19 protein-coding genes are annotated in these 22,993 nt (G+C 66.4%); 13 read left to right on the top strand and 6 right to left on the bottom strand.

What is annotated here, in order from left to right; translation table 11 throughout:
- Positions 1 to 41: 41 nt before the first annotated feature.
- The 4 genes from LKE06_RS29795 (at position 42) to LKE06_RS29780 (ending at position 4,760) form a co-directional block, all read left to right on the top strand.
- On the top strand, positions 42 to 2,126 hold the full coding sequence (locus LKE06_RS29795; protein WP_372477446.1) for a VWA domain-containing protein: 2,085 nt from the start codon (positions 42 to 44) through the stop codon (positions 2,124 to 2,126).
- Positions 2,127 to 2,298: 172 nt separating this feature from the next.
- Positions 2,299 to 2,913 (top strand): cob(I)yrinic acid a,c-diamide adenosyltransferase, encoded by a 615-nt coding sequence (cobO, locus tag LKE06_RS29790; RefSeq protein WP_228002763.1) that lies wholly within the window; start codon positions 2,299 to 2,301, stop codon positions 2,911 to 2,913.
- A gap of 94 nt (positions 2,914 to 3,007) precedes the next feature.
- Entirely contained in the window at positions 3,008 to 4,402 is a 1,395-nt protein-coding gene (locus LKE06_RS29785; protein WP_228002761.1) for a cobyrinic acid a,c-diamide synthase CobB, read from the top strand.
- Positions 4,389 to 4,760, top strand: coding sequence for a cobalamin biosynthesis protein (locus tag LKE06_RS29780; protein ID WP_228002759.1), 372 nt, complete (start codon positions 4,389 to 4,391; stop codon positions 4,758 to 4,760). The genes LKE06_RS29785 and LKE06_RS29780 overlap by 14 nt, the downstream gene beginning before the upstream one ends.
- 37 nt (positions 4,761 to 4,797) lie before the next feature.
- Here the strand turns inward: LKE06_RS29780 and LKE06_RS29775 are convergent, their stop codons facing one another.
- Positions 4,798 to 5,895 carry an Rv3169 family protein gene (locus LKE06_RS29775; RefSeq protein WP_228002757.1) on the bottom strand — a complete coding sequence of 366 codons (1,098 nt, stop codon included), beginning with the start codon at positions 5,893 to 5,895 and terminating at the stop codon, positions 4,798 to 4,800.
- Between the two features lie 8 nt (positions 5,896 to 5,903).
- A complete protein-coding gene (locus tag LKE06_RS29770) occupies positions 5,904 to 7,034 on the bottom strand; it encodes a phosphotransferase family protein (protein WP_228002755.1) in 1,131 nt (376 codons plus the stop codon).
- A gap of 456 nt (positions 7,035 to 7,490) precedes the next feature.
- Here LKE06_RS29770 and LKE06_RS29765 point away from each other — a divergent pair, with 456 nt between their 5' ends.
- Positions 7,491 to 8,858, top strand: coding sequence for a DoxX family protein (locus LKE06_RS29765; protein WP_228002753.1), 1,368 nt, complete (start codon positions 7,491 to 7,493; stop codon positions 8,856 to 8,858).
- Positions 8,859 to 8,955: 97 nt separating this feature from the next.
- Here the strand turns inward: LKE06_RS29765 and LKE06_RS29760 are convergent, their stop codons facing one another.
- Complete coding sequence (locus LKE06_RS29760; protein WP_228002751.1) at positions 8,956 to 9,933, bottom strand: poly(ethylene terephthalate) hydrolase family protein; 978 nt, start codon at positions 9,931 to 9,933, stop codon at positions 8,956 to 8,958.
- A gap of 127 nt (positions 9,934 to 10,060) precedes the next feature.
- Between LKE06_RS29760 and cobA the strand changes: the two genes are divergently transcribed.
- Together cobA and LKE06_RS29750 are read left to right on the top strand one after the other, a co-directional pair.
- The gene (cobA, locus tag LKE06_RS29755) at positions 10,061 to 11,317 is read left to right on the top strand and encodes a uroporphyrinogen-III C-methyltransferase (RefSeq protein WP_228002749.1); all 1,257 of its coding nucleotides are present in this window, start codon (positions 10,061 to 10,063) and stop codon (positions 11,315 to 11,317) included.
- Between the two features lie 159 nt (positions 11,318 to 11,476).
- Entirely contained in the window at positions 11,477 to 12,937 is a 1,461-nt protein-coding gene (locus tag LKE06_RS29750) for an MFS transporter (protein ID WP_228003262.1), read from the top strand.
- 30 nt (positions 12,938 to 12,967) lie between these two features.
- On the opposite strand, the gene LKE06_RS29745 is transcribed toward LKE06_RS29750, so the two are convergent.
- Complete coding sequence (locus LKE06_RS29745) at positions 12,968 to 14,335, bottom strand: aspartate aminotransferase family protein (RefSeq protein WP_228002748.1); 1,368 nt, start codon at positions 14,333 to 14,335, stop codon at positions 12,968 to 12,970.
- A 29-nt stretch (positions 14,336 to 14,364) separates the two neighbouring features.
- The gene (locus tag LKE06_RS29740) at positions 14,365 to 15,855 is read right to left on the bottom strand and encodes a CoA-acylating methylmalonate-semialdehyde dehydrogenase (RefSeq protein WP_228002747.1); all 1,491 of its coding nucleotides are present in this window, start codon (positions 15,853 to 15,855) and stop codon (positions 14,365 to 14,367) included.
- A gap of 324 nt (positions 15,856 to 16,179) precedes the next feature.
- On the opposite strand from LKE06_RS29740, the gene LKE06_RS29735 reads away from it, so the two are divergent.
- The 6 genes from LKE06_RS29735 to LKE06_RS29710 all read left to right on the top strand — a co-directional run bounded on the left by LKE06_RS29735 (position 16,180) and on the right by LKE06_RS29710 (position 21,778).
- A complete protein-coding gene (locus LKE06_RS29735; RefSeq protein WP_228002745.1) occupies positions 16,180 to 16,764 on the top strand; it encodes a biotin transporter BioY in 585 nt (194 codons plus the stop codon).
- Positions 16,757 to 17,881 (top strand): class I adenylate-forming enzyme family protein, encoded by a 1,125-nt coding sequence (locus LKE06_RS29730; RefSeq protein WP_228002743.1) that lies wholly within the window; start codon positions 16,757 to 16,759, stop codon positions 17,879 to 17,881. Before LKE06_RS29735 ends, LKE06_RS29730 begins: the two co-directional genes overlap by 8 nt.
- Entirely contained in the window at positions 17,878 to 19,005 is a 1,128-nt protein-coding gene (locus LKE06_RS29725; RefSeq protein WP_228002742.1) for a thiolase family protein, read from the top strand. The genes LKE06_RS29730 and LKE06_RS29725 overlap by 4 nt, the downstream gene beginning before the upstream one ends.
- A gap of 76 nt (positions 19,006 to 19,081) precedes the next feature.
- Positions 19,082 to 19,762 carry an energy-coupling factor ABC transporter ATP-binding protein gene (locus LKE06_RS29720; protein WP_228002741.1) on the top strand — a complete coding sequence of 227 codons (681 nt, stop codon included), beginning with the start codon at positions 19,082 to 19,084 and terminating at the stop codon, positions 19,760 to 19,762.
- Positions 19,759 to 20,361 carry an energy-coupling factor transporter transmembrane component T family protein gene (locus LKE06_RS29715; RefSeq protein WP_228002739.1) on the top strand — a complete coding sequence of 201 codons (603 nt, stop codon included), beginning with the start codon at positions 19,759 to 19,761 and terminating at the stop codon, positions 20,359 to 20,361. The genes LKE06_RS29720 and LKE06_RS29715 overlap by 4 nt, the downstream gene beginning before the upstream one ends.
- Positions 20,354 to 21,778 carry an AMP-binding protein gene (locus LKE06_RS29710; protein ID WP_228002737.1) on the top strand — a complete coding sequence of 475 codons (1,425 nt, stop codon included), beginning with the start codon at positions 20,354 to 20,356 and terminating at the stop codon, positions 21,776 to 21,778. Before LKE06_RS29715 ends, LKE06_RS29710 begins: the two co-directional genes overlap by 8 nt.
- A 397-nt stretch (positions 21,779 to 22,175) precedes the next feature.
- Here the strand turns inward: LKE06_RS29710 and LKE06_RS29705 are convergent, their stop codons facing one another.
- The gene (locus LKE06_RS29705) at positions 22,176 to 22,982 is read right to left on the bottom strand and encodes a MerR family transcriptional regulator (RefSeq protein ID WP_228002735.1); all 807 of its coding nucleotides are present in this window, start codon (positions 22,980 to 22,982) and stop codon (positions 22,176 to 22,178) included.
- Positions 22,983 to 22,993 lie beyond the last annotated feature (11 nt).

Here is a 22,993-nt window from a genome sequence, read left to right as displayed (position 1 = left end):
GCGCTCGCGGGTCGGCGGGGCCGCGCGAATAGAGTCGGAGCGTGTCTTCGTCCCATGCTGAAACCACATCATCAGACGCTTCGTCGACCGGGGCGCGTGCGCGGGCGGACGGTGAGGTGGGATTCCCGTTTTCGGCGGTGGTGGGGCAGGAGCGGTTACAGCTCGCGCTGATTCTGTGCGCGGTGCACCCGGGTATCGGCGGTGTCCTGGTGCGTGGAGAGAAGGGGACCGCCAAGTCGACCGTGGTGCGGGCGTTGGCGCAATTGCTGCCGCCGGTGGCGGGCGAGACCGGGGCGCGCCCGGCGCGGCTGGTGGAATTGCCGGTCGGAGCGACCGAGGACCGCGTGGTCGGTTCATTGGATCTGGAACGGGTGCTGCGCGACGGTGAACAGGCATTCCGGCCAGGGCTGCTGGCCGCAGCCCATCACGGTGTGCTGTACGTCGACGAGGTGAATCTGCTGCACGACCATCTCGTGGACGTGCTGCTCGACGCGGCGGCGATGGGGCGGGTGCATATCGAACGCGACGGCGTTTCCCATTCGCATCCGGCGCGATTCGTGCTCGTTGGCACCATGAACCCGGAGGAAGGCGAGCTGCGCCCGCAACTGCTCGACCGGTTCGGGCTCACCGTCGATGTCGCCGCCTCGCGTGAGGTGGGTGTGCGGATGGCGGTGGTGCGCCGCCGATTGGATTACGAGGCCGACCCGGCCGGGTTCGCCGGCCGCTACCTCGCGGCCGATCGTGCGATTGCCGAGCGCATACTGACCGCCCGCGACCGGGTCGCCGCCGTCACACTCGATAATGTGGAGCTCCGCCGAATCGCGGCGTTATGTGCGTCTTTCGATGTGGACGGGATGCGCGCGGACCTGGTGGTCGCGCGGGCGGCGACCGCGCATGCGGCGTGGCGGGGCGCTGAGACTGTCGGCGAAGAGGATGTGCGGGTCGCCGTGGAGTTGGCACTGCCGCATCGCCGTCGGCGCGATCCGTTCGACGAGCCTGGCATCAGCGAAGACCAGCTCGACGACGCGATGCGCGATGCCGAGGAAGAAGTGGCGCGGGCGGCCGATCAGCAATCGGGCGGCGAGAACTCCACGGACCGTGCGGAATCCGAACCGGACTACAACGAGCGGTCCGCCCCCGGTACGGATGAATCCGATTCGGGCGACCGGATCGACGATCCGGAATCGGGCTCCACCGGCGACACTTCCGATTCCCCGAACGATGATGGACCCGAGGACGACGGCCCCGACGGTGGACCGGGTGGCGGACAGTCGCCTTCCGCTCGCGAAGGCCGAACCGCTACTCCCGCTTCATCTTCGGTGTCCCCGCCCCGATGGGAGGTCCCGGGCGTCGGCGAGGGTGCCGCAGGCCGCCGTTCACGCGCGCAGACCAAGCAGGGGCGCACGGTGCGTTCCACCACCGACGCGTCCACCGGTCTGCACCTGCTCGGCACCGTTTTCGCCGCGGCACCGCATCAGCGCACACGTGGCCGTGCCGATGGACCGCTGAAGCTGGTCTCGGATGATCTGCGCGGCGCGTATCGCGAAGGGCGCGAAGGTAATCTGGTCATCTTCGTGGTCGACGCGTCCGGATCCATGGCATCCAGGGACCGGCTCTCCGCCGTCACCGGTGCCGTGGTCGCGCTGCTGCGCGACGCATACCAGCGCCGCGACAAGGTCGCCGTGATCACCGTGCGGGGTCAGGAAGCCGAACTCGTGCTGCCGCCTACCTCCTCGGTCGACATCGCGGTGCGCCGCCTGTCCGGCATGCGCACCGGAGGCAAGACTCCGCTCGCCGCAGGGCTTTTGAAGGCTCGGGAGGTGATCGGCCGCGAGCGGGTTCGCGACCCGCACCGTCGGCCGATGCTGGTGCTGCTCACCGACGGTCGCGCCACCGGTGGTGCCGACCCGGTGCCGCGTGCCCGCGCCGCCGCCGGATTGCTTGCCCATGACGCCGTGACATCGATCGTCGTCGATTGCGAACGCGGCATCGTCCGCCTCGGTCTCGCCGCCGAGTTGGCTCGTGACCTGCGGGCCGGATATCTGCGGCTGGCCGAACTGTCCGGCGAATCGGTGGCCGATGTCGTGCGGGCCGGATCTGGACGTGCCGGAATGCGCGCCGCGTGATTCGGGCAGTCATCGGTCCGCGCGTATTTTCGGTCGGCTATTTCCGTAGCGTTCGATCAAATAGTGTCCGAACAGAATTCGCCGACGCGGACCGGTGAGCTCAGCGCGGGCCGCAGCGCCGGGTACCCGGCGTATTCGACCGGGCGGCCGAAATATCAGGAAGGAATAGCACATGCCCAAGGGTGTTCCGGAGACCGTTCCCGATGACGGGCTGACGACACGGCAGCGCCGCAATCAGCCGGTACTCGCGGTCCATACAGGGCCGGGCAAGGGGAAATCGACCGCGGCGTTCGGGATGGCATTGCGCGCCTGGAACCAGGGGTTCGATGTGGCGGTCTTCCAGTTCGTGAAGAGCGCCAAATGGAAGGTCGGCGAGGAAGCCGCCTTTCGCACCCTCGGCACCCTGCATGAGGAGAGCGGAGTCGGCGGCGCGGTCGAATGGCACAAAATGGGTGAAGGATGGTCGTGGTCGCGCAAACCCGGCAGCGATGAGGACCATGCCGCCGCCGCGCTCGCGGGTTGGCAGGAAATCGCCCGCCGGCTGCGAGCCGAACAGCACCGATTCTATGTCCTGGACGAATTCACCTATCCGCTGAAGTGGGGTTGGGTCGACATCGACGAGGTGGTCGATACGCTGCGCAACCGTCCCGGCAACCAGCACGTCGTCATCACCGGCCGCGACGCTCCCCAGCCCCTCCTCGACGCCGCCGACCTGGTCACCGAAATGACCAAGATCAAACATCCCATGGACGCAGGCCGAAAAGGCCAGCGCGGCATCGAATGGTGACCGGCGTCGTGACGAGTGGTCCAGGGCTGCGGCGAACTTCGGGAGGGTCCCGCGGTCAGGTACCACTCGCCGATCGTGAGGCCGCGCGGTCATGATGAGTGTTCCGGCGGTCGTGGTGGCCGCGCCCGCGTCGGGGAGTGGGAAAACGACCCTGGCGACCGGGTTGATCGGCGCGTTGCGGCGGGCCGGACATCGGGTGGCGCCGTTCAAGGTGGGGCCGGACTACATCGATCCGGGATATCACGGGCTCGCGGCGGGGCGGCCGGGACGCAACCTCGATCCGGTGCTTGTCGGCACCGAACGTGTTGTGCCGCTGTACCAGCACGGTGCCCGGGGCTGCGATGTAGCGGTTGTCGAGGGCGTGATGGGGTTGTTCGACGGGCGCATCGACGCGAACCAATCCGCGCCCGTCGCCGAAGGATCCACCGCGCAAGTCGCCGGATTACTCGGCGCGCCAGTGATTTTGGTGGTCGACGCGCGTGGGCACAGTCAGAGCCTGGCTGCGCTGCTGCACGGATTCGCCACCTTCGACAGCTCGATCCGTCTCGGCGGCGTGATCCTCAACCGCGTCGGCAGTGAACGCCACGACCAGGTCCTGCGCGAGGCCTGTGATCGCGTCGGCCTGCCCGTCCTCGGATCGCTCCCGCGCATGGCCGAACTGGAAGTCCCCTCCCGCCACCTCGGCCTCATCCCCGCCGTCGAACACGGCACCGCCGCCGTCGCCGCGGTAGACGCCATGACGGACCTGGTCGCCGCACACGTCGACCTGCCCGCGATCGCCGCACTGGCCCGCTCAACCGTATCGGGACCGGCGTGGGATCCCGGTCTTGCTGCCGTGGTTGACGGGACAGGCTCTGCTGCAGTGGGTTTCGCTCCGGTGATTGCTATTGCCGGGGGGCCGGCCTTTACCTTCGGGTATGCCGAGCATCGCGAGCTGTTGGCGGCTGCGGGGGCGGAGGTTGCGGTCTTCGATCCGATGCACGACGAACTACCGGTCGGGACGGCGGGTCTGGTGCTTCCAGGCGGGTTCCCGGAGGAGCACGCCGCTGAGCTCGCGGCCAATACTCGGTTGCTCGCGCAGATCGGCGAGCAGTCACGCCGTGGTCTGCCCGTACATGCCGAATGTGCGGGACTGTTGTATCTGACCAGGTCATTGGATGGACATCCGATGGCGGGGGTGGTCGAGGCGGACGCGGAATTCGGGCCACGGCTGACCCTCGGTTACCGAGATGCGGTGGCGCTGACCGATTCCGTGCTGTGGCGGGCGGGACAGCAGGTGCGCGGACATGAGTTCCACCGCACCAGGTTGGTCGTCTCCGGTGCCGACACCGCCGCGTGGGGATGGCGCGTCGGCGCGGATAGGGTTCACGAGGGTGCGCTGGTCCATCGCGTGCACGCGTCCTACCTGCACACTCACCCGGCCGGAAACCCGGAAGCCGTCGTGCGCTTCGTCGCCGCGGCCACCGACTGCGCGCATGAAGCCCGCTGAACTCGCCGTCGGCCTCGGCCTGCGGCCCGGTACCCCCGCCGACCGTATTCTGTCCGCTATCGGAGAAGTGCTGGGCGACAACCCAATAGGTTGCCTGGCGACTCTCGACCGCCGCGCCGCCGAACCCGGCCTTCGAGCAGCGGCCGAGCAACTGACCGCCCCGATCCTCGCGTACACGGCCGAGGAACTCGCGCAAGTCGACGTCCCCACCCCATCATCACGCACCCACTCCGCACTCGGCACCGCCTCGGTCGCCGAAGCCGCAGCGCTACTTGCCGGCGCCGGTCGGCTCGTCGTTACCAAACGCACCGTCGACGCCATCGTCATCGCCGCGGCACATTTCGCTGGACACCGTTAATACCCGTCCGCGCAGGCGCCAACCGGTACGAGCGCGGCTATGGCGCAACGGAGGTCCAGTCCGCGAAGCCGGTGGGGGCGTGGCGGCCGAGGCTGGCGTGTTCGAATAGGCCCCAGCCTTCGGCGTCGCCGCAGCGGGCCCGGCCTACATGATCGATGACGCCGTAGGGGACGCGGGCGGCGATGGCCGGGTCGGTGAGGTCATAGATGGTGCTGTCTGACCAGTCGCGACCCATCCAGCGGCCGTGCAGCCAGTCGGGGTCGCCGCCATAGCCGCAGCCGACGTGCAGCGCGACATTGGTTCCGGGCCGGATCTCCACTTCGATCGGTTTACCGTCGGGTGCCGTCATTGATAGTCGCGCGAACACGGGATGCCTTGTACCGGAACAGTATTCGATGTGGATGCGGGGCCAGCCCAGCTGCTCGACGCGTCCGTCGGGCCAGATGCGGGTCGCGTCATTGAGGGTGCGCTTGCCGTCGGGTTCTTCCTGGACGATCACCACGATGGCGAAATCGTCGAAGCGAATCGGCACATACAGCCACCAGAACCCGCCCGAGGGTTCGGCAGCGGCGCGGCCGGCGGGCTCGGGCTCACCCACCGGACGGATGCCCCACGACCGATCTCGGGTCCCCGTCCACACGGCTGGATCGACCGTGAGATCGGAGCCGTCGACGTGCAGCGTCCCCTCCCACGATCCGACCTGCGCGAAGCGGGTCGCCTGGATGATCGGGCGGTTGCCATTGAGGATCAGGTGCGGCTGTTCTTCGACGGCCGGGAACGCGCCGTTCCAGGTGAGGTCGAAGCCGAGGTCATCGTGTTCGCAGATCACTCGGATCCGCTGGAGCGGCTCCAGAACCTCGACGCGGTAGCCGCCGACACGCTGGTCGAGGCTGCGATCACCGAGCGCGTCGGAGAAGCGAACCGCGCGCTGGGTGTCACCCCGCCGGAACGTGGCATACGCGTCGATGACTCCGAGGTTCGGATAGACACCGAGGCCAGTGACGAAGAAGTTGCCGCCATCGCGGTCGTGGCCGTTGAAATAGCTTCTGTCGTAGAAGTTCCGGTCACTGCTGGCCACCCTCGCCAACGAGAGATGAGTCTGATGGATCGGGTATTCATCAAGGGGTGCAGGCATGTTCGGTCTCAATCCCACTCGTAGGTTCCGTCGATCAAGGCTTCGAGGCTCGCTCGGTGCATGACGTAGTCGTCGCGATCGGGAGTATCGGTGTCTTCGCCGAAGTGGATCATTCGGCGCTTCACCCTGGCCATTACGATCGCATGCCGCAGCGCGGCATAGACGATATAGAAGTCGAGGTCGGACACGGTATATCCGGAGAGCTCTTCGTACTTCGCCACGACGTCGTCGCGACGCAGGAAGTCCGCGAGGCCGGGCTGATCGAATTGGGTGGCGAGGTCCTGGAAGAACCGGTGGATGAAGATGAGCCACGCGATATCCAGTTCGCGCGGACCGAGCCCGGCCATTTCCCAATCCAGCACTCCGATCGGGTCGAACTTGTCGAAGATGATGTTGCCCGGTCGTGAGTCGCCCCAGCTGAGCACGTCGGGTCCTGGGTCGGCGGGCCAGTGCGCGTCGAGCCAGTCGAAGGCGCGCTCGATAAGCGGGATCCCGAACCCGTCGTCGGCCAACGCCCAGCGATACCACTTGCGATGCCATTCGACATGCCTGCGCAACGCCTGGCCCGGGCCATCCAGCATGGGGAATCGAGCAGCCGCATCGGATATCGCGTGCACCTTCGCGATCACCTCGATGGTGCCAGCGGTGAGGCGGGCGCGTTCTTCGGTGCTCGCGTCGAACAGCCAACCGATGAATACATAGGGCGGATTGTCGGTCGGCACTCGGCCGTCGATCCGCTTCATCACGAAAAACTTTGTGCCGAGCGGCTTCTCATCTGTTTCCAGCCAGCACAGTTCGGGCACCGGTACGTCGGAGTTGGCGGCGACGCCGGACATGACCTTGTATTGCGTTTCCAGATCGTAGTTTTCGAAGACCGGGAACGACTCGGCCTCCGGTGTCATCCGCACGACGAACGATCCTCCGTCGGGCCTGCCGTCGACGCTCCATTCGGCGTCGAACAGCACAGTTGGACTCGACATCCCGGCGCCCTGCGGCCTCGACACCGCCGAGATCGCAGGCGGGTGGTCGGCGGAGACCTTCGAACCGAGCCACCGGGACAGCTCGCCGGCAAGGGCGTCGAGATCGCGGTCGCTGACGGTGAGCTCCCGTCGCGCGGTGAGATCGGGATCGTCGGCCATGCTTCTCCTCTTCACGATCGAGTTGGGCAAAATGTAACGCGTTCTAGTTCGCTGGGCAGGGGAACGGCGCGAAAATGTGTGCACAACTCAGTGAGTGATATCGGGGGTTGACAACGCCGGGAGTCATCCTTTTGGTTCAGCCGCGTACGCCGGAAGTAGGGGATGAACATCAGGGTCTCGCAGGATGTGCGCGAGGGGTTGTTCGGATATCTTCGGGTCTGTGTTTTTGGCCGCTGGCGCGGCGTGTTCGCGGCCCCTATGGCTCGCGTCCGAGGGGCAAATGCTCGCGACTTCGTCGCAAAATCGCATTTGCCCCTCGGACGCGAGCCGGCCGCGAACTTTAGTGCTCGATCTCGCTACGCTCGGAACCTGTTGTCGTGGCGAGTGGGTGCGTTATGAGGGGACGTGCGACACCCGGGGGTTTGGTGATTCATTAGGTGCGGAGGTGCTCGAAAAGTGCGGAGTTACTCGAAAGGTGCGGAGGTACTCGAACCGGACGGTGACACGTCCGTCGATGTGGATCGGCCGCGATGGAATCCCCTGACGCGCCTCGCCTTTCGGTTCGGCTTCGTCTACTTCGGGCTGTTCTGCCTAATCTTCCCGCAGATCCTGTTCGTATTCACCGGCTACTTCACCACATTGGTGCCGGACTCCTGGATCGTCGGGTTGTGGCGACCTCTCGGTCCGATCATCGAGTGGGCCGGGCGGCGGATCTTCGGCACCGACGTCGCGCTGAATCTCATGTCGGGCAGTGGCGACCAGAAGTTCATCTGGGCATTCGTGGTCTGTCTGCTGATCGTCGCGGTGGTGGCGACCGTCGCGTGGACCGCGCTGGATCGGCACCGCCCGAACTATCAGCGGCTGAACGCCTGGTTCCTGATCTTCATTCGGCTGTGCCTGGGCGGGCAGATGCTCTGGTATGGGCTGGCCAAGGCGATTCCGACGCAGATGCCCGAGCCGTCGCTCACGGCGCTGCTGCAACCCTATGGCGAGTTCAGTCCCACCTCGGTGCTGTGGAACCAGGTCGGCTCGTCACCGGTGTACCAAATCTTGCTCGGCTGTGCGGAGGTGCTGGGTGGGCTGTTGCTGTTCCTGCCACGTACCGCCACGATCGGTGCGATGCTGAGCCTGGTCAGCATGGCCCAGGTCTTCGTGCTGAACATGACCTTCGATGTTCCGGTCAAGATCCTCTCGCTGCACCTCGTGCTACTGAGCATGGTGGTGCTCGCGCCGCAGGCGCGACGGCTGGCCGACATGCTGGTGCTACAGCGGCCCTCCGAACCGGCGACGCAGCCCGATCCGTTCCGCAGCCGCCGGGTCAGGGCGATCGCGGTCGCGGTGCAGGCGGTGCTCGGGATCTGGATATTCACTGGCGGGGTGCATATGGGTATGAAGTACTGGGACCAGGGTGGGGGTGGTACTCCGGAGCCGCCGCTGTACGGGATCTGGACGGTGTCGGAGTTCACCATGGACGGCTATCCGGTCCCGCCTTTGACCACCGACGAAAATCGTTGGCAGCGGCTTGTTTTCGATATTTCAGGCACTACCTATCAGCGAATGGACGGTACCCTGGTGCCGACCCTCACGAATGTGGACACCGCCGCGCACACGATCGTCGTCTCGGGGCCGCCGGCAACGCCGGACGCGCAGCCCGCCCCGATCGCGAACTTCACCTTCGATCAGCCGACTTCGGATCTGTTGCGACTGACCGGACAACTCAACGGCAAACCGGTGACGATCACACTGGAACAGGTCGACCTGGACCGATATCCGGTGCACCGCGGCGGCTTCCATTGGGTGCAGGAATATCCGAACTTCCGCTGACGAGCCCGGCAAGCACTATCCGATTGTGATGGCATCCAGTCGAGTCGACGGACATTGCCGTCGACGATCGATCGATCGGCCTGCGCGGCTGCACTGCTCAGCGCATGACGGTGCTCACCTGGTTGCTCCAGTTCGCCGACGGCGCGAGCAGTTCACCGGTGCCGGTGCGGAAGGCCTCGATTGCCGCGACGTCGCCGCGCAATTGCGCCATCATCCACGCCGTTGAATATCCGAGGTAGCCGTAAACGCCGCTGGTACAGGGATTCGACGCCTGCGCGCAATCCGGCTGGCCTTGCACATCATTGTGGTCAGGACCGTTGAGGGTTGCCCACGCCTTCGCCACATTGGCCGGGGTCGCCTCGTAGTACGCCTGATTCGACTGCAAACCCGCCAGCTGCCACGGCAACGCCTGCGTGGAGGGCGAGATGAATCCGTCGGCCGAACCGTTGACGAAGAACACCGATCCCGACGTGAGCTTGCGGGTGTCGGTGCATTTGATCGCCTCCGAACACAGGGCCTGCTTGGGTATTTCGATCGGTACCGCGGTCTTGATCGCACCATCCGACGCCAGCATCGCGTTCACGACGCCGGTGGCGCCCTGCGAGTGCCCGATCGCGCCGGCCGCCGCCGTATCGAGCTTCCCGTAGAAAACACTAGCGGGGGTTGTGGCCTGTTCTTTCAAGAAGTTCAGTGAGCCGAGAATGTCGGTGCCGGAACCGGTTTGCTGGTTCTCGGTGCCGATCACCACGAAGCCCCATGACGCGAGGTGCCGAAGCAGGTAGGTGTATTGACTGGGCACGGCTTTCGTCCCGTCGCCCCACAACACGATCGGATGTTTCGCCCCGCCCAGATCCGTCGGGTACCAGACGTCGAATTTCGCGCCGGTGGAATCGCAGCAGCCGAACCCGAGCTTCTCGGTCACCGCCCACGGCCCCGGCTGGAGATAGGTCGACTCGATGCCGGGATTCGGGGCATATTGGTCCGGATCCGCTTGTGCGGCACCGGCGTTTGCCGGTATTCCTATCAACGCGATCATGGCCACCGCTGCCCGCACCATTCGAGTCCATCGGTTCATAGGCCGAGTATAGGAAGGAAGCGCGGCCGCAGCGATTCCACGACTTGCTGCGGCCGCCTGTCCATTCGATGAGGGCCGCGCCGGGTGATTGCTGCGATGGCGACGCCAGGGCTTAGGCTCCCACACTGTGCCGAACACGTCTTTCTCCACCGATGACCAGCCAGCGGGCGACCCGAACTATCTGGTCGGGCTCGATCTCGTTGGGCGCCGCGTCGTTGTGGTCGGCGGCGGGACGGTGGCGCAGCGGCGTCTCGGCCTGCTGATCGCCTCCGGTGCGGATGTGCACGTGATCAGCCGTGAGGTCACTCCGGCGGTCGAGGGGATGGCGACATCCGGTCAGCTCGCCGTCACCCTGCGTGCGTATGCCGATGGTGATCTGGAGGACGCCTGGTACGCGATCGCGTGCACCGACGAACCCGAGACCAACGCGGCCGTGGTCGCAGAGGCCACCAGGCGCAGGATCTTTTGTGTACGCGCCGACGTCGCCCGGCTCGGCACCGCCGTCACGCCCGCGACGGCTCGCTATGACGGATTGACGCTGGGTGTGCTCTCCAGCGGACAGCATCGACGCTCGGCGGCGATGCGAAACGCGCTGCTCGAGGCATTGCAATCCGGTGTGGTGACCGATGATTCGACGCCGATCGCGCCGGGAGTCGCACTGGTCGGCGGCGGCCCCGGCGATCCGGATCTGATTACCGTGCGCGGGCGCAGGCTGCTGGGGCGTGCGGATCTGGTTGTCGCCGACCGGCTCGCGCCGCCGGAGCTGCTCGCCGAACTCGGACCCGATGTCGAGGTCATCGACGCGGCGAAGATCCCCTATGGGCGCGCCATGGCGCAGGAAGCGATCAATTCCGCGCTGATCGATGGCGCCAAAGCGGGGAAATTCGTGGTGCGGCTCAAGGGCGGCGATCCGTACGTCTTCGGCCGCGGGTTCGAAGAAGTCGAGGCATGCGTGGCGGCAGGCGTCCCGGTCACGGTGGTCCCCGGTATCACCAGCCCTATCTCCGTCCCGGCGGCAGCGGGCATCCCGGTGACCCATCGCGGCGTCACCCACGAATTCGTGGTGGTGAGCGGGCACGTCGCGCCGGACCATCCGGACTCGCTTGTCGACTGGCCCGCGCTGGCCCGGCTGCGCGGAACGATTGTGCTGATGATGGCGGTCGAGCGCATCGAACAATTCGCGACCGCGCTGATCGAGGGCGGCCGGGCCGTCGATACTCCGGCGACCGTCATTCAGGAGGGCACGCTGCGCACTCAGCGGGTGCTGCGCGCGGATCTCGGCACAGTCGCCGCGCGGGTTCGTGATGAGGGGATCCGCCCACCCGCCATCGTGGTGATCGGCCCGACGGCGAAATTCACCACGGACGCCGCTCCCGCCGATTAGGCCCGACATGCGAATTCCGGCAGGGTCGGCGCGTGCGCCGTCCGTCATCCTCCGAGCCGGATTCGCGGGCGACCGGGCGAACCGGGCTCGCGTCGGCCCCCGGTGCTACCTACGGGTCAACTACAGTGGCTCATCGTGCTCGATAATCCCGCTGCGACGATGCAGTATCCGGTGAAGCAGCGGGCCTTCGGGCTCGCGATCCTCGTGTTGAGCGGGCTGCAGCTCATGGTTGTGCTCGACGGCACGGTGGTGATCTTTGCCCTGCCACGATTGCAGCAGGAGATGGGCATGTCCAGCGCGGGTGGTGCGTGGACGGTGACCTCCTACGGTCTCACCTTCGCGGGACTGATGCTGCTCGGCGGCAGGCTCGGCGACGCGTTCGGGCGCAAACGGATGTTGATAGTCGGCGTGGGACTGTTCACCTTCGCCTCGCTGCTGTGTGGGCTCGCGCAGAACGAGGCCATGCTGCTCGCGGCGCGTGCGGTGCAGGGTGCGGGCGCGGCGGTCGCGGCGCCGACGGCATTCGCCTTGGTGGCAACCACTTTCGCGCCAGGTAAGGCGCGCAATCAGGCGATCGCGATCGTCGGCTCGATGGTCGGTATCGGGTCGGTCGGCGGTCTGGTGGTCGGCGGGGCGCTCACCGAGCTGTCCTGGCGGTGGATCTTCCTGATCAATGTGCCGATCGGCGCCCTGATCATCCTGGGTGCGTGGTACCGACTGAGCGATACCGAGCATCACCGTTCCTCGCTCGATGTGCGCGGTGCCCTGCTCGGCACGGTGGCCTGTGCCTCCATCGTTTTCGGTGCGACCGAAGGTCCGCAGCTGGGATGGACCAGCCCGGCCATTATCGGCGCCCTGGTGGCGGGGGTCGTGCTGCTTGTCGTTTTCGTTGTCGTCGAACGGAGGGTCGAGGATCCACTATTGCCGTGGTCGCTGTTCGACAGCCGCGATCGCGTCGCGACCTTCCTGTTGATCTTCCTGGCCGGTGGCGTGCTCGGCGCGATGACCTTCTTCGTCGCCCAGTTCCTGCAGAACGTGCTCGGCTACAGCCCGCTGGTGGCGGGTGTGGGTTCGATTCCGTTCACCGTCGGCATCGGCGTCGGCAGCGCGCTCGCCTCCAAGGCCGCGCTGATGGTCGCGCCGCGCTGGTTGCTCGCCGGTGCTGCGGTGGTCTTGGCTGCTGGGCTGCTTTTCGGTTCGACGCTGGATCGTGACGTGCAATATGCGCCGACGTTGCTACCACTGCTGATCGTGATCGGCCTCGGGGTCGGCATGGCAATGGTGCTCGCGCCGTTGTGTGTTCTGGTCGGCGTACCGCAGTCCAATATCGGTCCGCTGTCCGCGGTGGGACAGATGTTCATGAACCTGGCGACACCGGTGTTCATCGGGCTGCTCACCCCGATCGCGGCCTCGCGCACATTGTCGCTCGGCGGTCGAACCGGTAAGGCGGCCGATATGAACTCGGCCGAGATCGACGCATTGGGCAGCGGTTACACACTGGCGCTGTTCGTCTGCGCCATTATCGCGCTGGTGGCGGGCGTGATCGCGCTGACCCTGCGCTTCACGCCGCCGCAGCTCGCCCAGGCGCAGCACGCGCAAGAAGCGGCCCAGCAGGGCTGAGCCTGCCGGGCCGGGGGATGTGCAGTGCCGTCATACGGTGTGCCGGTCGGCCAGCGTGAGGGCGTCGTCGAGAATCGACAGTCCTTCCTTGACCTCGGCGTCGGTAACGACGCACGGTGGAACCACATGCAGCCTATTGAAATTGACGAACATCAACAGCCCGGCCGCGCGGCAGGCGGCGACGACTTCGGTCATTGCCGGGCCGGTGCCGCCGTAGGGTGCGAGCGGTTCGCGAGTTGTCTTGTCGCGCACCAGTTCCAGCGCCCAGAACACACCCGCACCGCGTACCTCGCCGACGCTGGGGTGGCGCTGCCCGAGTTTTCGCAGGCCGGGGCCGAGTACTCGGGCGCCGACGTCGGCGGCGTTCTCGACGATCCTCTCATCGCGCATGGCGTTGATCGTGGCTACCGCCGCCGCGGTTGCCAGCGGATGTCCCGAATACGTCAGGCCACCCGGATAGGGCCGATCGTCGAAACTCGCCGCGATCTCGGGGCTGATCGCGACGCCGCCGAGCGGTACGTACCCGGAGTTCACACCCTTGGCGAAGGTGAGCAGGTCCGGTACCACGCCCTCGAAATGCTCTATCGCGAACCATTTTCCGGTTCGTCCGAAGCCCGACATCACTTCATCGGCGATGAAGACGATGCCGTGTTCGTCGCAAAGCGCCCGCACTCCGGCTAGGTAACCGGGTGGCGGGACCATGATTCCGGCGGTTCCCGGGACGGATTCGAGAATGATCGCGGCGATGGTGTCGGGCCCCTCGAACAGAATGGTCTGCTCGAGGTGGACCAGCGCGCGTTCGGTCTCCTCGGCTTCGGTGCTCGAATGGAATTGCGAGCGATAGAGGAACGGGCCGAAGAAGTGGACGACGCCGCTGTTACCGTGATCGTTCGGCCAGCGTCTCGGGTCGCCGGTGAGGTTGATCGCGGTCTCGGTGCCGCCGTGGTACGACCGGTAGCGCGAGAGCACCTTGTAGCGGCCCGTGTGCAACCGAGCCATCCGGACGGCGTGCTCGACCGCGTCGGCGCCGCCATTGGTGAAGAAGATCTTGTTCAACGCACCCGGTGTGCGCTGCGCGATCAACCGCGCGGCTTCCGACCGCGCGTCGTTGACGTACTGCGGTGCGACGGTGCACAGCCTGCCCGCCTGCTCCTGCACCGCCGCAACGACTTTCGGATGCTGATGGCCGATATTGGTATTGACCATCTGGGAGGAGAAGTCGAGCAGGCGGTTGCCGTCACCGTCCCACACATAGCAGCCCTGCGCGGCAGTGATCGTCATCGGCGTAATGTGCGCCTGGGCCGCCCAGGAGTGGAACACGTGTTCGCGATCGAGTTCGTAGGCGCGGGCCGCGGCCGTGCGGACGTCGTCCGGTGTGATGCCGTCGGACAAAATCATCGGCAATTCTCCTGCGTCGCTGGTGGGTTCTAGGTGTTCTGCGGGAAACCGAGTTCCAGCCCGCCGTGGCTTGGATCGAGCCAGCGGCTGGTGACCGCCTTGCCACGGGTGAAGAACTGCACACCCTCGGTGCCGTGCGCGTGCGCGTCGCCGAACAGCGAGTTCTTCCAGCCGCCGAAGCTGAAGTACGCCATCGGAACCGGGATCGGCACATTGATGCCTACCATGCCGACCTCCACCTCGTTGTGGAACCGCCGTGCCGCGCCGCCGTCGTTGGTGAAGATCGCGGTGCCGTTGCCATACGGATTGGAGTTGATCAGCGCGAGCCCGGCCTCGTAGCTCTCGACCCGGACGATCGAAAGGACAGGGCCGAAGATTTCGTCGGTGTACACACTCATCTCGGGGCCGACATGGTCGAGAATGGTTGGCCCCAACCAGAATCCGTCCGATTCGCTATCGGCCGTCACGTCTCGCCCGTCGAGCACGACGGTGGCTCCCGCGGCCGCGCCCGCGTCGATGTAAGTGGCGACCCGATCGCGATGTTCGCGCGTTACCAGCGGTCCCATGTCGGTGTCGCGGGTGCCGTCGCCGGTCTTGATGGTCCGGGCGCGCTCGGAGATTTTGGCGACCAGTTCGTCGCCCGCCGTGCCGACCGCGAGCACCACGCTGATCGCCATGCACCGCTCGCCCGCGGAGCCGAAACCGGCGTTGACCGCGGCATCAGCGGCCAGCTCGAGGTCCGCGTCCGGCAGCACCAGCATGTGGTTCTTGGCGCCGCCCAGCGCCTGCGCGCGCTTGCCGTTGGCCGTGGCGCGCTGGTAGACGTACTTCGCGATGGGTGTCGAGCCGACGAACGAAACGGCCTTGATGCCCGGGTTGTCCAGCAATTCGTCGACCGCGACCTTATCGCCCTGCACCACGTTGAAAACCCCGGCGGGCAAACCCGCTTCGCGCCACAGTTCGGCCATCCAGAGTGACGCGGACGGATCCTTCTCGCTCGGTTTGAGCACCACCGTGTTCCCGGCCGCGATCGCCAGGGGGAAGAACCACATCGGCACCATCGCGGGGAAATTGAACGGCGAAATGATCGCCACCGGGCCGAGTGCCTGACGGATCGAGAAGATGTCGACCTTCGTCGACGCGTTCTCGGTGTAGTCACCCTTGATCAAATGTGGGATACCGCAGGCGAATTCGACGATCTCCAGGCCGCGCGCCACCTCGCCGAGCGCATCCGAGCCCACCTTGCCGTGTTCGGCGGTGATCAACCGGGCGAGCTCCTGCCTGCGCTCGTTGAGTAATTCGCGGAAACGGAACAGGACTTGTGTCCGTCGCGCCAGCGAGGCGTCGCGCCATCCAGGGAAGGCCGCCGCCGCCGCATCGATTGCGGCCCGCACGTCCGCCACGTTCGCCAGCGCCACCTCTCCGGTCACCACGCCGGTAGCCGGATTCGTCACCGGCGCGCTCGACTCGCCGGCTCCGGTGAAGCTCTTGCCGTCGACCCAGTGCGCGATTGTCTGCATACTTCCTCGATTCGGTCGGTGAGCATCGGTATTCGCACCTACCGGCGAAACCCCGCCAGCCGTGGCGTCCGGATTCAGGATGCGCGGGCGGCGGTGTCGCTATCGGCGCTTTGCTGGATTCGGTCACTCATTCGGACCGGTGTGCCGTAGTCCGGCTCGCATCGAACGCGTACTCGATGTTGATCTCGAGGACGGTGAATCTCGCACCTTGCTGCATACCGCGCTGCCTATTCGGGGCCTCACCGCTGACCCGGGCATGCGGTGAGCCCGTGACAACGCCGCCTGTTATCTTGAACGTCGTTCAAGTTTGTAATGGAGGACGTCGTGGATGGTGTCGAGAACCCTCAGAAATCGAGGGTGGCTCTTTCCTCGCGGGATATGGCGCAGATCGCCGTATTCGCGGCGCTGATCGCGGCATTGGGCTTGCCCGGCGCCATCACAGTCGGATTCAGCGGCGTGCCGATCACGGTACAGACCCTCGGTGTCATCCTGGCCGGCGCGGTTCTCGGGGCGCGCAAGGGCACGGCGGCGGTTCTGGTTTTCCTCGCGCTGACCTTGATTGGGCTGCCGTTGCTCTCCGGTGGCCGGACCGGGCTGACGGCGCTGGCCGGCCCCAGCGCCGGTTATCTCATCGGCTGGATTCCCGCGACGCTGATCATCGGTCTGCTGACCGCCCGGATTCTGCCGAAGTACCCGATCGTTCTCGGTCTGCTGATCAACGCATTCGGCGGGCTCGTGATCATTTACCTGTTCGGCACCATCGGAGTGCTGCTGCGCACCGATCTCGGCGTTGGTCACGCCATCACCACCAATTTCGCGTTCATTCCCGGCGACCTGGTCAAGGTGGTCGTCGCGACAGTCGTCGCCAAGGGCGTGCACCGCGCCTACCCTGGCCTGATTCGTGCCTAGTCGCGAACTCGGCGGTGCCGCGGATCGACCTGCCATCGAGCTCGAGGGGCGCGCGTACACCTACGGCGAACTGGACCATGCGATCGAGCAGTGGAATCGGCAACAAACTCCGGACGTACTCGTCTACGACGCGTCGAGGCTGGAGGTCGCGGACGCGTTGATCTGTGTGTGCGCCGCCGCCCGGCGCGGAGTCCCGGTGGTTGTCGAGAACCCTGATGCGCGCACCACCCGCACGAGCCTCCCGTCTTCGGCGTTTCTGCTGGTGACAACGTCGGGTTCGACCGGGCGTCCGCGCCCGCTCGTCCGCACGGCGGCGTCCTGGTACGACAGCTTCCCGATGTTCACCACGATCACCGGCATCGATCCGGCCGACCGGGTGCTGATCACCGGCCCCTTGCACGCGACGATGCATCTGTTCGGCGCGTTGCACGCGCTGTGGCGCGGTGCGTGCGTGACCGACGATCCGTCGCGGGCCACCGTGGTGCACGCGGTACCCGCGGTGCTTCGCGAAGTGGTTGGCAAGGCGCCGAAACTGCGGACGGCGGTCGTGGCGGGCATCGCCCTGGATGACGGAGCACGCGTGGCGGCGGACGGCGTCGAGATCATCGAGTACTACGGATCGGCGGAAGTCTCGCTGGTCGCGGCGCGGCGGGTTCCCGAACCACTGCGTTTGGTGCGCGATGTCGATGCCGAGGTCCGCGACGGGCTGCTCTACGTCCGAACCCCCTACGCCGTGATCGGCGCTCCGGAATGGTTCGGTGTCGGCGATATCGCCGAACTCGGTGAGGATCGCGAACTCACCGTTCGCGGCAGGGGCGAATTCGCGATCAATGTCGGTGGCACCACGGTCGTCGCCGAGGATGTCGAACGAATCCTCGAGACATGCCACGGCGTCGCCGCGGTGGCCGTTATCGGGACGCCGCACGCGGTGTTCGGCGAAACGGTCACCGCCGCAGTGCAACTCGATGGTGCCGTCGATATCGACGTGGTCCGCGCGCAGGCGCGCCGGGTGCTGACTAAGGAGGCCATGCCCCGTCGCTGGGTTCCGTTCCCGGTGCTGCCTCGCACCAACAGCGGCAAGGTGGCCCGTGGCCGCCTGAAAGACTTGCTGACATGAACCGGATCCCCGTGCTGGTAGCGACGCGTCGAACACCGATCGGCAATGCCGGGCACGGGTTCGCCGACCTGACGACCACCGATCTGGCCGCTCCGGTACTGCGTGAGGTGCTGTCGTCGCTACGCGCGGTGGGCATGGACGCCGAGGTGGACGATGTCGTCCTCGGCAACTGCCTCGGACCAGGCGGTGATCCGGCGCGGATCGCCGCGCTGCGGGCCGGTCTCGGTGTCCAGGTTCCCGGCGTCACCGTTGATCGCCAGTGCGGGTCCGGCCTCGACGCGATTATGCAGGCGGCGTTACGCGTGCAATCCGGCGCCGATGAACTCATTCTGGCCGGCGGCGTCGAATCGGCCAGCACCGCGCCGTGGCGGTTCTGGCCGCCGGTCGCGGATGCCGAACCAGTGCGATACACCCGCGCTCCCTTTGCGCCGCAAGGCTTTCCCGATCCTGACATGGGTGTGGCCGCCGATGATCTCGCGCGCGTACGTGGCATCAGCCGCGAACGACAGGATGCGTACGCCGCGCGCTCGCACACTCTCGCCGCGGCCGCCGACTTCGCGCCGGAGATCGTGCCGATCGGTGATGTACACCGGGATGAACGCATCCGCGCGGGCATGACACAGGCTCGGCTGGCGCGATTGCGTCCCAGTTTCGGCGTCGACGGGACGGCAACGGCGGGCAATTCGTGCGGTATCTCCGATGGCGCCGCGGCGGTGGCGGTCACCAGCGAGTCCGCGGCCGCAGGGCTGCCCGCGCTGCGGATACTCGGGTCGGCGGTAGCCGGGTCGGATCCGGCGTACCCCGGTCTCGGGCCGGTGCCCGCGATCCGCAAACTGTTGCGGCGCACTGGAATCGACCCGACAGACCTCGGCATTGTCGAGATCACCGAGGCGTTCGCTTCGGTCGTGCTCGCGGTGTCGGACGAACTGGGGCTGGACGAAGCCAAGCTCTGCCCACAGGGTGGTGCCATCGCCATGGGGCATCCGTGGGGTGCGTCGGGCGCTATCTTGTTGGTGCGGTTGGCAAGTCAGATGCTGCGGCCGGACGGCCCCGCGCTGGGGCTCGCGGCCTGCGCCATCGGCGGCGGGCAGGGCATCGCCATGCTCGTGGAGCGGGTGTCATGAGTGAGCGTAGCGAGCGAACAATAGGCACAGCTGAGCACTCGCTCGTGATGGAGGCGAGCGCTAGCGAGGTGGAGTCATGAGTGAGATTGTCTTCGATTCGGTGAGCCACCGCTTCGGCGAGCGGAAAGTGTTGCACGGCATCGACCTTCGCATCACTGAGCGTCGCGTCGGCATCATCGGATCCAATGGGTCCGGCAAATCGACACTGGCGCGCATGATCAATGGGTTGCTTGCGCCGACATCCGGCACCGTCACGGTCGACGGGGTGGACGCGGCGAAGAAGGGGGCGCGGGTCCGCCGCAAGGTCGGGTTCGTCTTCACCGATCCCGATACCCAGATCGTCATGCCGACCGTCTCGGAGGATCTCGCGTTCTCGCTGCGCCGGACTGGGCTCAGCAAGGGGGAGGTCGCCGCGCGCGTCGAGGAGACGCTGGTTCGATTCGGGCTGCACGAGCATGGCGAGCATCCCTCGCATCTGCTCTCAGGCGGACAGAAACAGTTGCTCGCCATCGGCGCGGTCCTCATACGCAGGCCCGAGGTGATCATTGCCGATGAACCGACCACGCTGCTGGATCTGCGCAATGCCAGGGTGGTCGCCGAAGCCCTGGACGCCATGGACCAGCAGGTGATCGTCGTAACGCATCAGTTGGCGCTGCTGGAGAGTTTCGAGCGTGTGATCGTCATCGACGACGGTGCCGTCGCGTTCGACGGCGCACCCGATGCTGCCGTACCCGCTTACCGGGAATCGGTCGGATGATCGGCCTGTACCGGCCCGGGGATTCGCCACTGCACCGGATGCCCGCCGGGGCGAAACTATTGCTGTTGATCGTGTCGATCGTGACGGCGACGGTATTCGTGCACAATCCACTGGAGGTCGGCGTAGCCGGCGTGGTAGCGGCGGGATTGTTCGCGTTGGCGCGTATCCCGTTCACCGTCGCGGTGGCGCAGCTGCGTCCGGTGGTGTGGATGTTGCTGATCATCGCGGTATTCCAAATGCTGATCACCTCGCCCGCGCGTGCGGTCGTGGTGTGTGGGGTACTGCTGATCTCCGTGGCGCTCGCGGCGCTGGTCACGCTCACCACCCGGGTGACCGACATGCTCGACACCGTGACGCGTGCGCTCGGCCCGCTGCGGAAGGTCGGGGTCGATCCGGATCGGGTCGGGCTGATGCTGGCGTTGGCCATCCGCTGTGTCCCGTTGCTGACCGAAATCGTGCACGACGTTGCCCAGGCACGGCGGGCACGCGGGTTGCAATGGTCGATGACGGCATTGGCGACGCCGGTACTGGTACGGGCGCTGCGCACCGCTGATGCGATGGGCGACGCCCTCGCCGCACGGGGGGTCGACGATGACTGAGTTGCTGGCCGAGCGCATCGCCGGGCAAACCGCTGAATTCCCGGAGTCGACGGCCGTCGTATCCGCCCGTGAGAGTGTCGGCTACCGCGAGTTCTGGTCGCGGGTCACCCGCACTGCGGCCGGGCTCGATGGTATGAACCGCGTCGCCGTGCTGCCCACATCCGATGTCGAATCGCTGGTCGCCGTCACCGCGGCCGCGTACGCCGGTATCAGCGTCGTGCTACTACACCGGCACCTGCTGCCGAGCCAGCTGAACAGGGTGCTCGAGCTTTCGAAACCCGGTGCGGTCGTTGCCGCTTCGCACCAGCACCGCCGACTACGAAGACTCGGATTCGACGGTGCGATCCAGACGGCCGCCGCGTTGGAATCCGACGGCGTTTCGGGCCGGGCCCGTCCCGGCACCGAACTGCTGGTCGGCGTCACCTCTGGCACCACGGGGGAGCCGAAGTTGTTCCTGCGCAATCAGAGTTCGTGGGCAACGACCCTCGACCGCTCCGATGCGACATTCGATATCGGCCGCCGCGATCGTGTCGCGGTGCCCGGTGTCCTCGATCACACCCATTTCCTCTATGGCGCGCTACATGCTCTCACCCGGGGCGCGATGGTGGACCTGCGACCGGTCGTGCAGTCGCTGAATGACGGTGCGACACATCTGTATTCGGTGCCCACCATCGCTTGGGACGTGGTGCGGTCAGGGGAGGGGCCGTTCCGGCGTGTTCGCGAGGTGCTGTCCTCGGCGGCGCGCTGGCCGCGCACGGGACGGCAAGCGCTGCAACAGATCTTGCCGGATGCGTCGCTCGTGCACTTCTATGGCGCGTCGGAATTGAGTTTCGTATCTTTCGATCGGGAACTCGGGTCCACCGACGAGAATTCGGCCGGGGAACTGTTCGATGGCGTGGAGGCGGAAATCCGCGCCGGCCGAGTGTTCGTGCGCAGCGACATGCTGTTCGATGGTTACCTCACCGAGGACGGCGTGGTCGATGGGCCGGTCGACGGCTGGATGTCTGTGGGCGACAGGGGAGAGGTGCTCGGTAACCGGCTGCGCTTGTTCGGTCGTGTCGGCGACACCCTGATCCGCGGCGGTCTCAATGTGGAACCCGCCGATGTCGAGGCGGCTCTCACCGCGATACCGGGTATCGCAGAGGCCGCCTGCGTCGGAGTCCCCGACGCGCGCATGGGCGAGGTGCCCGCCGCGGCGATCGTGGTCGATGACGACGTCCCGAGCGCCGCGGAGATATGGCGGCATTTGCGAGCCACATTGCCGAGTCCGAGCATGCCGGTGCGGGTCCGCACGGTCGAGCGCCTGCCACGCACACCGCGCGGAAAGCTCGATCGTCACGCTCTTGCGCTTGTGCTTGCCGAGGGCGATCGAGGCGGGCGGTCAACCGACGCCGGGGACGAGTCCGCCGGTCGATAGCATCGGCATCGATCCGTGCCCCAGACCGCGGCCGCCGTTGATTGTGCTTGTGTCGCAAGCGGTTTGGCGGGGACGACTATCAAAGTGCCGGATCGCCCGGCCGGCGATCGTGAGCCGAGGTCACGAGTCGAACAGTTTGGTCACAGGACGACAACGTTGATGCTGTTTCGTTATCTAATCATGCCGTCGGTCGACGATTTCCCCAGAACGCATAGCGTGTGACCGGCCGTACAGCTGCACGTGCGATGGGTCTTGCAAACGGGATTTCTACGACGTGCCGATTCCGGCCGGGTGTGACAGGCTCTCTTTCCGAGGCCGGGGCGCAGAGGATATTGCTCGCGCAACGGTCGGTGTGACACAAGAGACCCCAGCTTCGGCTGGGGTCTCTGTGCGTTGGTCACCTCCCTTCCAGTGCTGTTCCGGCCACACCCCGTGTTGGCTCCACGCGCTCGAGCTTGGTCCAGCCGGTCCAGCCTCGCTTCTTCAGCAGCTCGACCAGCCGACGGGCCGGCGGCGCGGTGTCGAACGCCAGTGCGTCCAGCAGCTTGGCGAACGGTGGCTCGATGTCTACATCGCCGACGTAGTCCTCGCCGTGCTCGTCGGCCAACTGCGTGATGTAGGCGGCTAGCTCGTCGGCCAGCTCGGCCAGCCGTGGGTCGTTGTCGGTCCGGTCGAAAGCGTGGCCCAGGGTGAGATAGATGTCGATGAGCTGCGGGTCGGCGATCTGCTCCCGTTTGCGTGCCATCCACCCCGAGACTCGCTCGGGTGAGTGCGCGGCCAGCGGGATCCATCCGTCGCGTTCGACCTGGACGATCCGCTCGTCGACCCCGAGCTCCCGCAGTCGGTCGAGAAACTCGACCACCTCCGGGGGCAGTGCCAGGCTGTCCCCGGAGGCCAGGCGGGCGATCCGCTCGCGGTGCCGCTGCCGCTCCCGGATCTCCGCCCGAAGCCGCCTATCGATGTCTGCGACCGCCACGGCGAACTCTTCCTCGTCGGCCTGTAGCAGCTCCCGCACTCGCGCCAGCGGGACCCCGGCCTCGGCGAGGGTCCGGATCTTGATCAGCTCGACCACGGCGCCGCCGTTGTACCTCCGATAGCCTGAGTGGTCCCGCTCCGGCTCCGGCAGCAGCCCCTTGGCGTGATAGTGCCGCACCGCCCGCACCGTCACTCCGGCGTACGACGCCAGCTCGCCGATGGTCAGCATCAGACCAGTCT

The sequence above is a fragment of the Nocardia australiensis genome, assembly GCF_020733705.1.
Classification (GTDB): Bacteria; Actinomycetota; Actinomycetes; order Mycobacteriales; family Mycobacteriaceae; genus Nocardia; species Nocardia australiensis.
The sequence above is the reverse complement of the archived record's forward strand: the minus strand, read 5'-3'. Positions and strand labels throughout refer to the sequence as shown.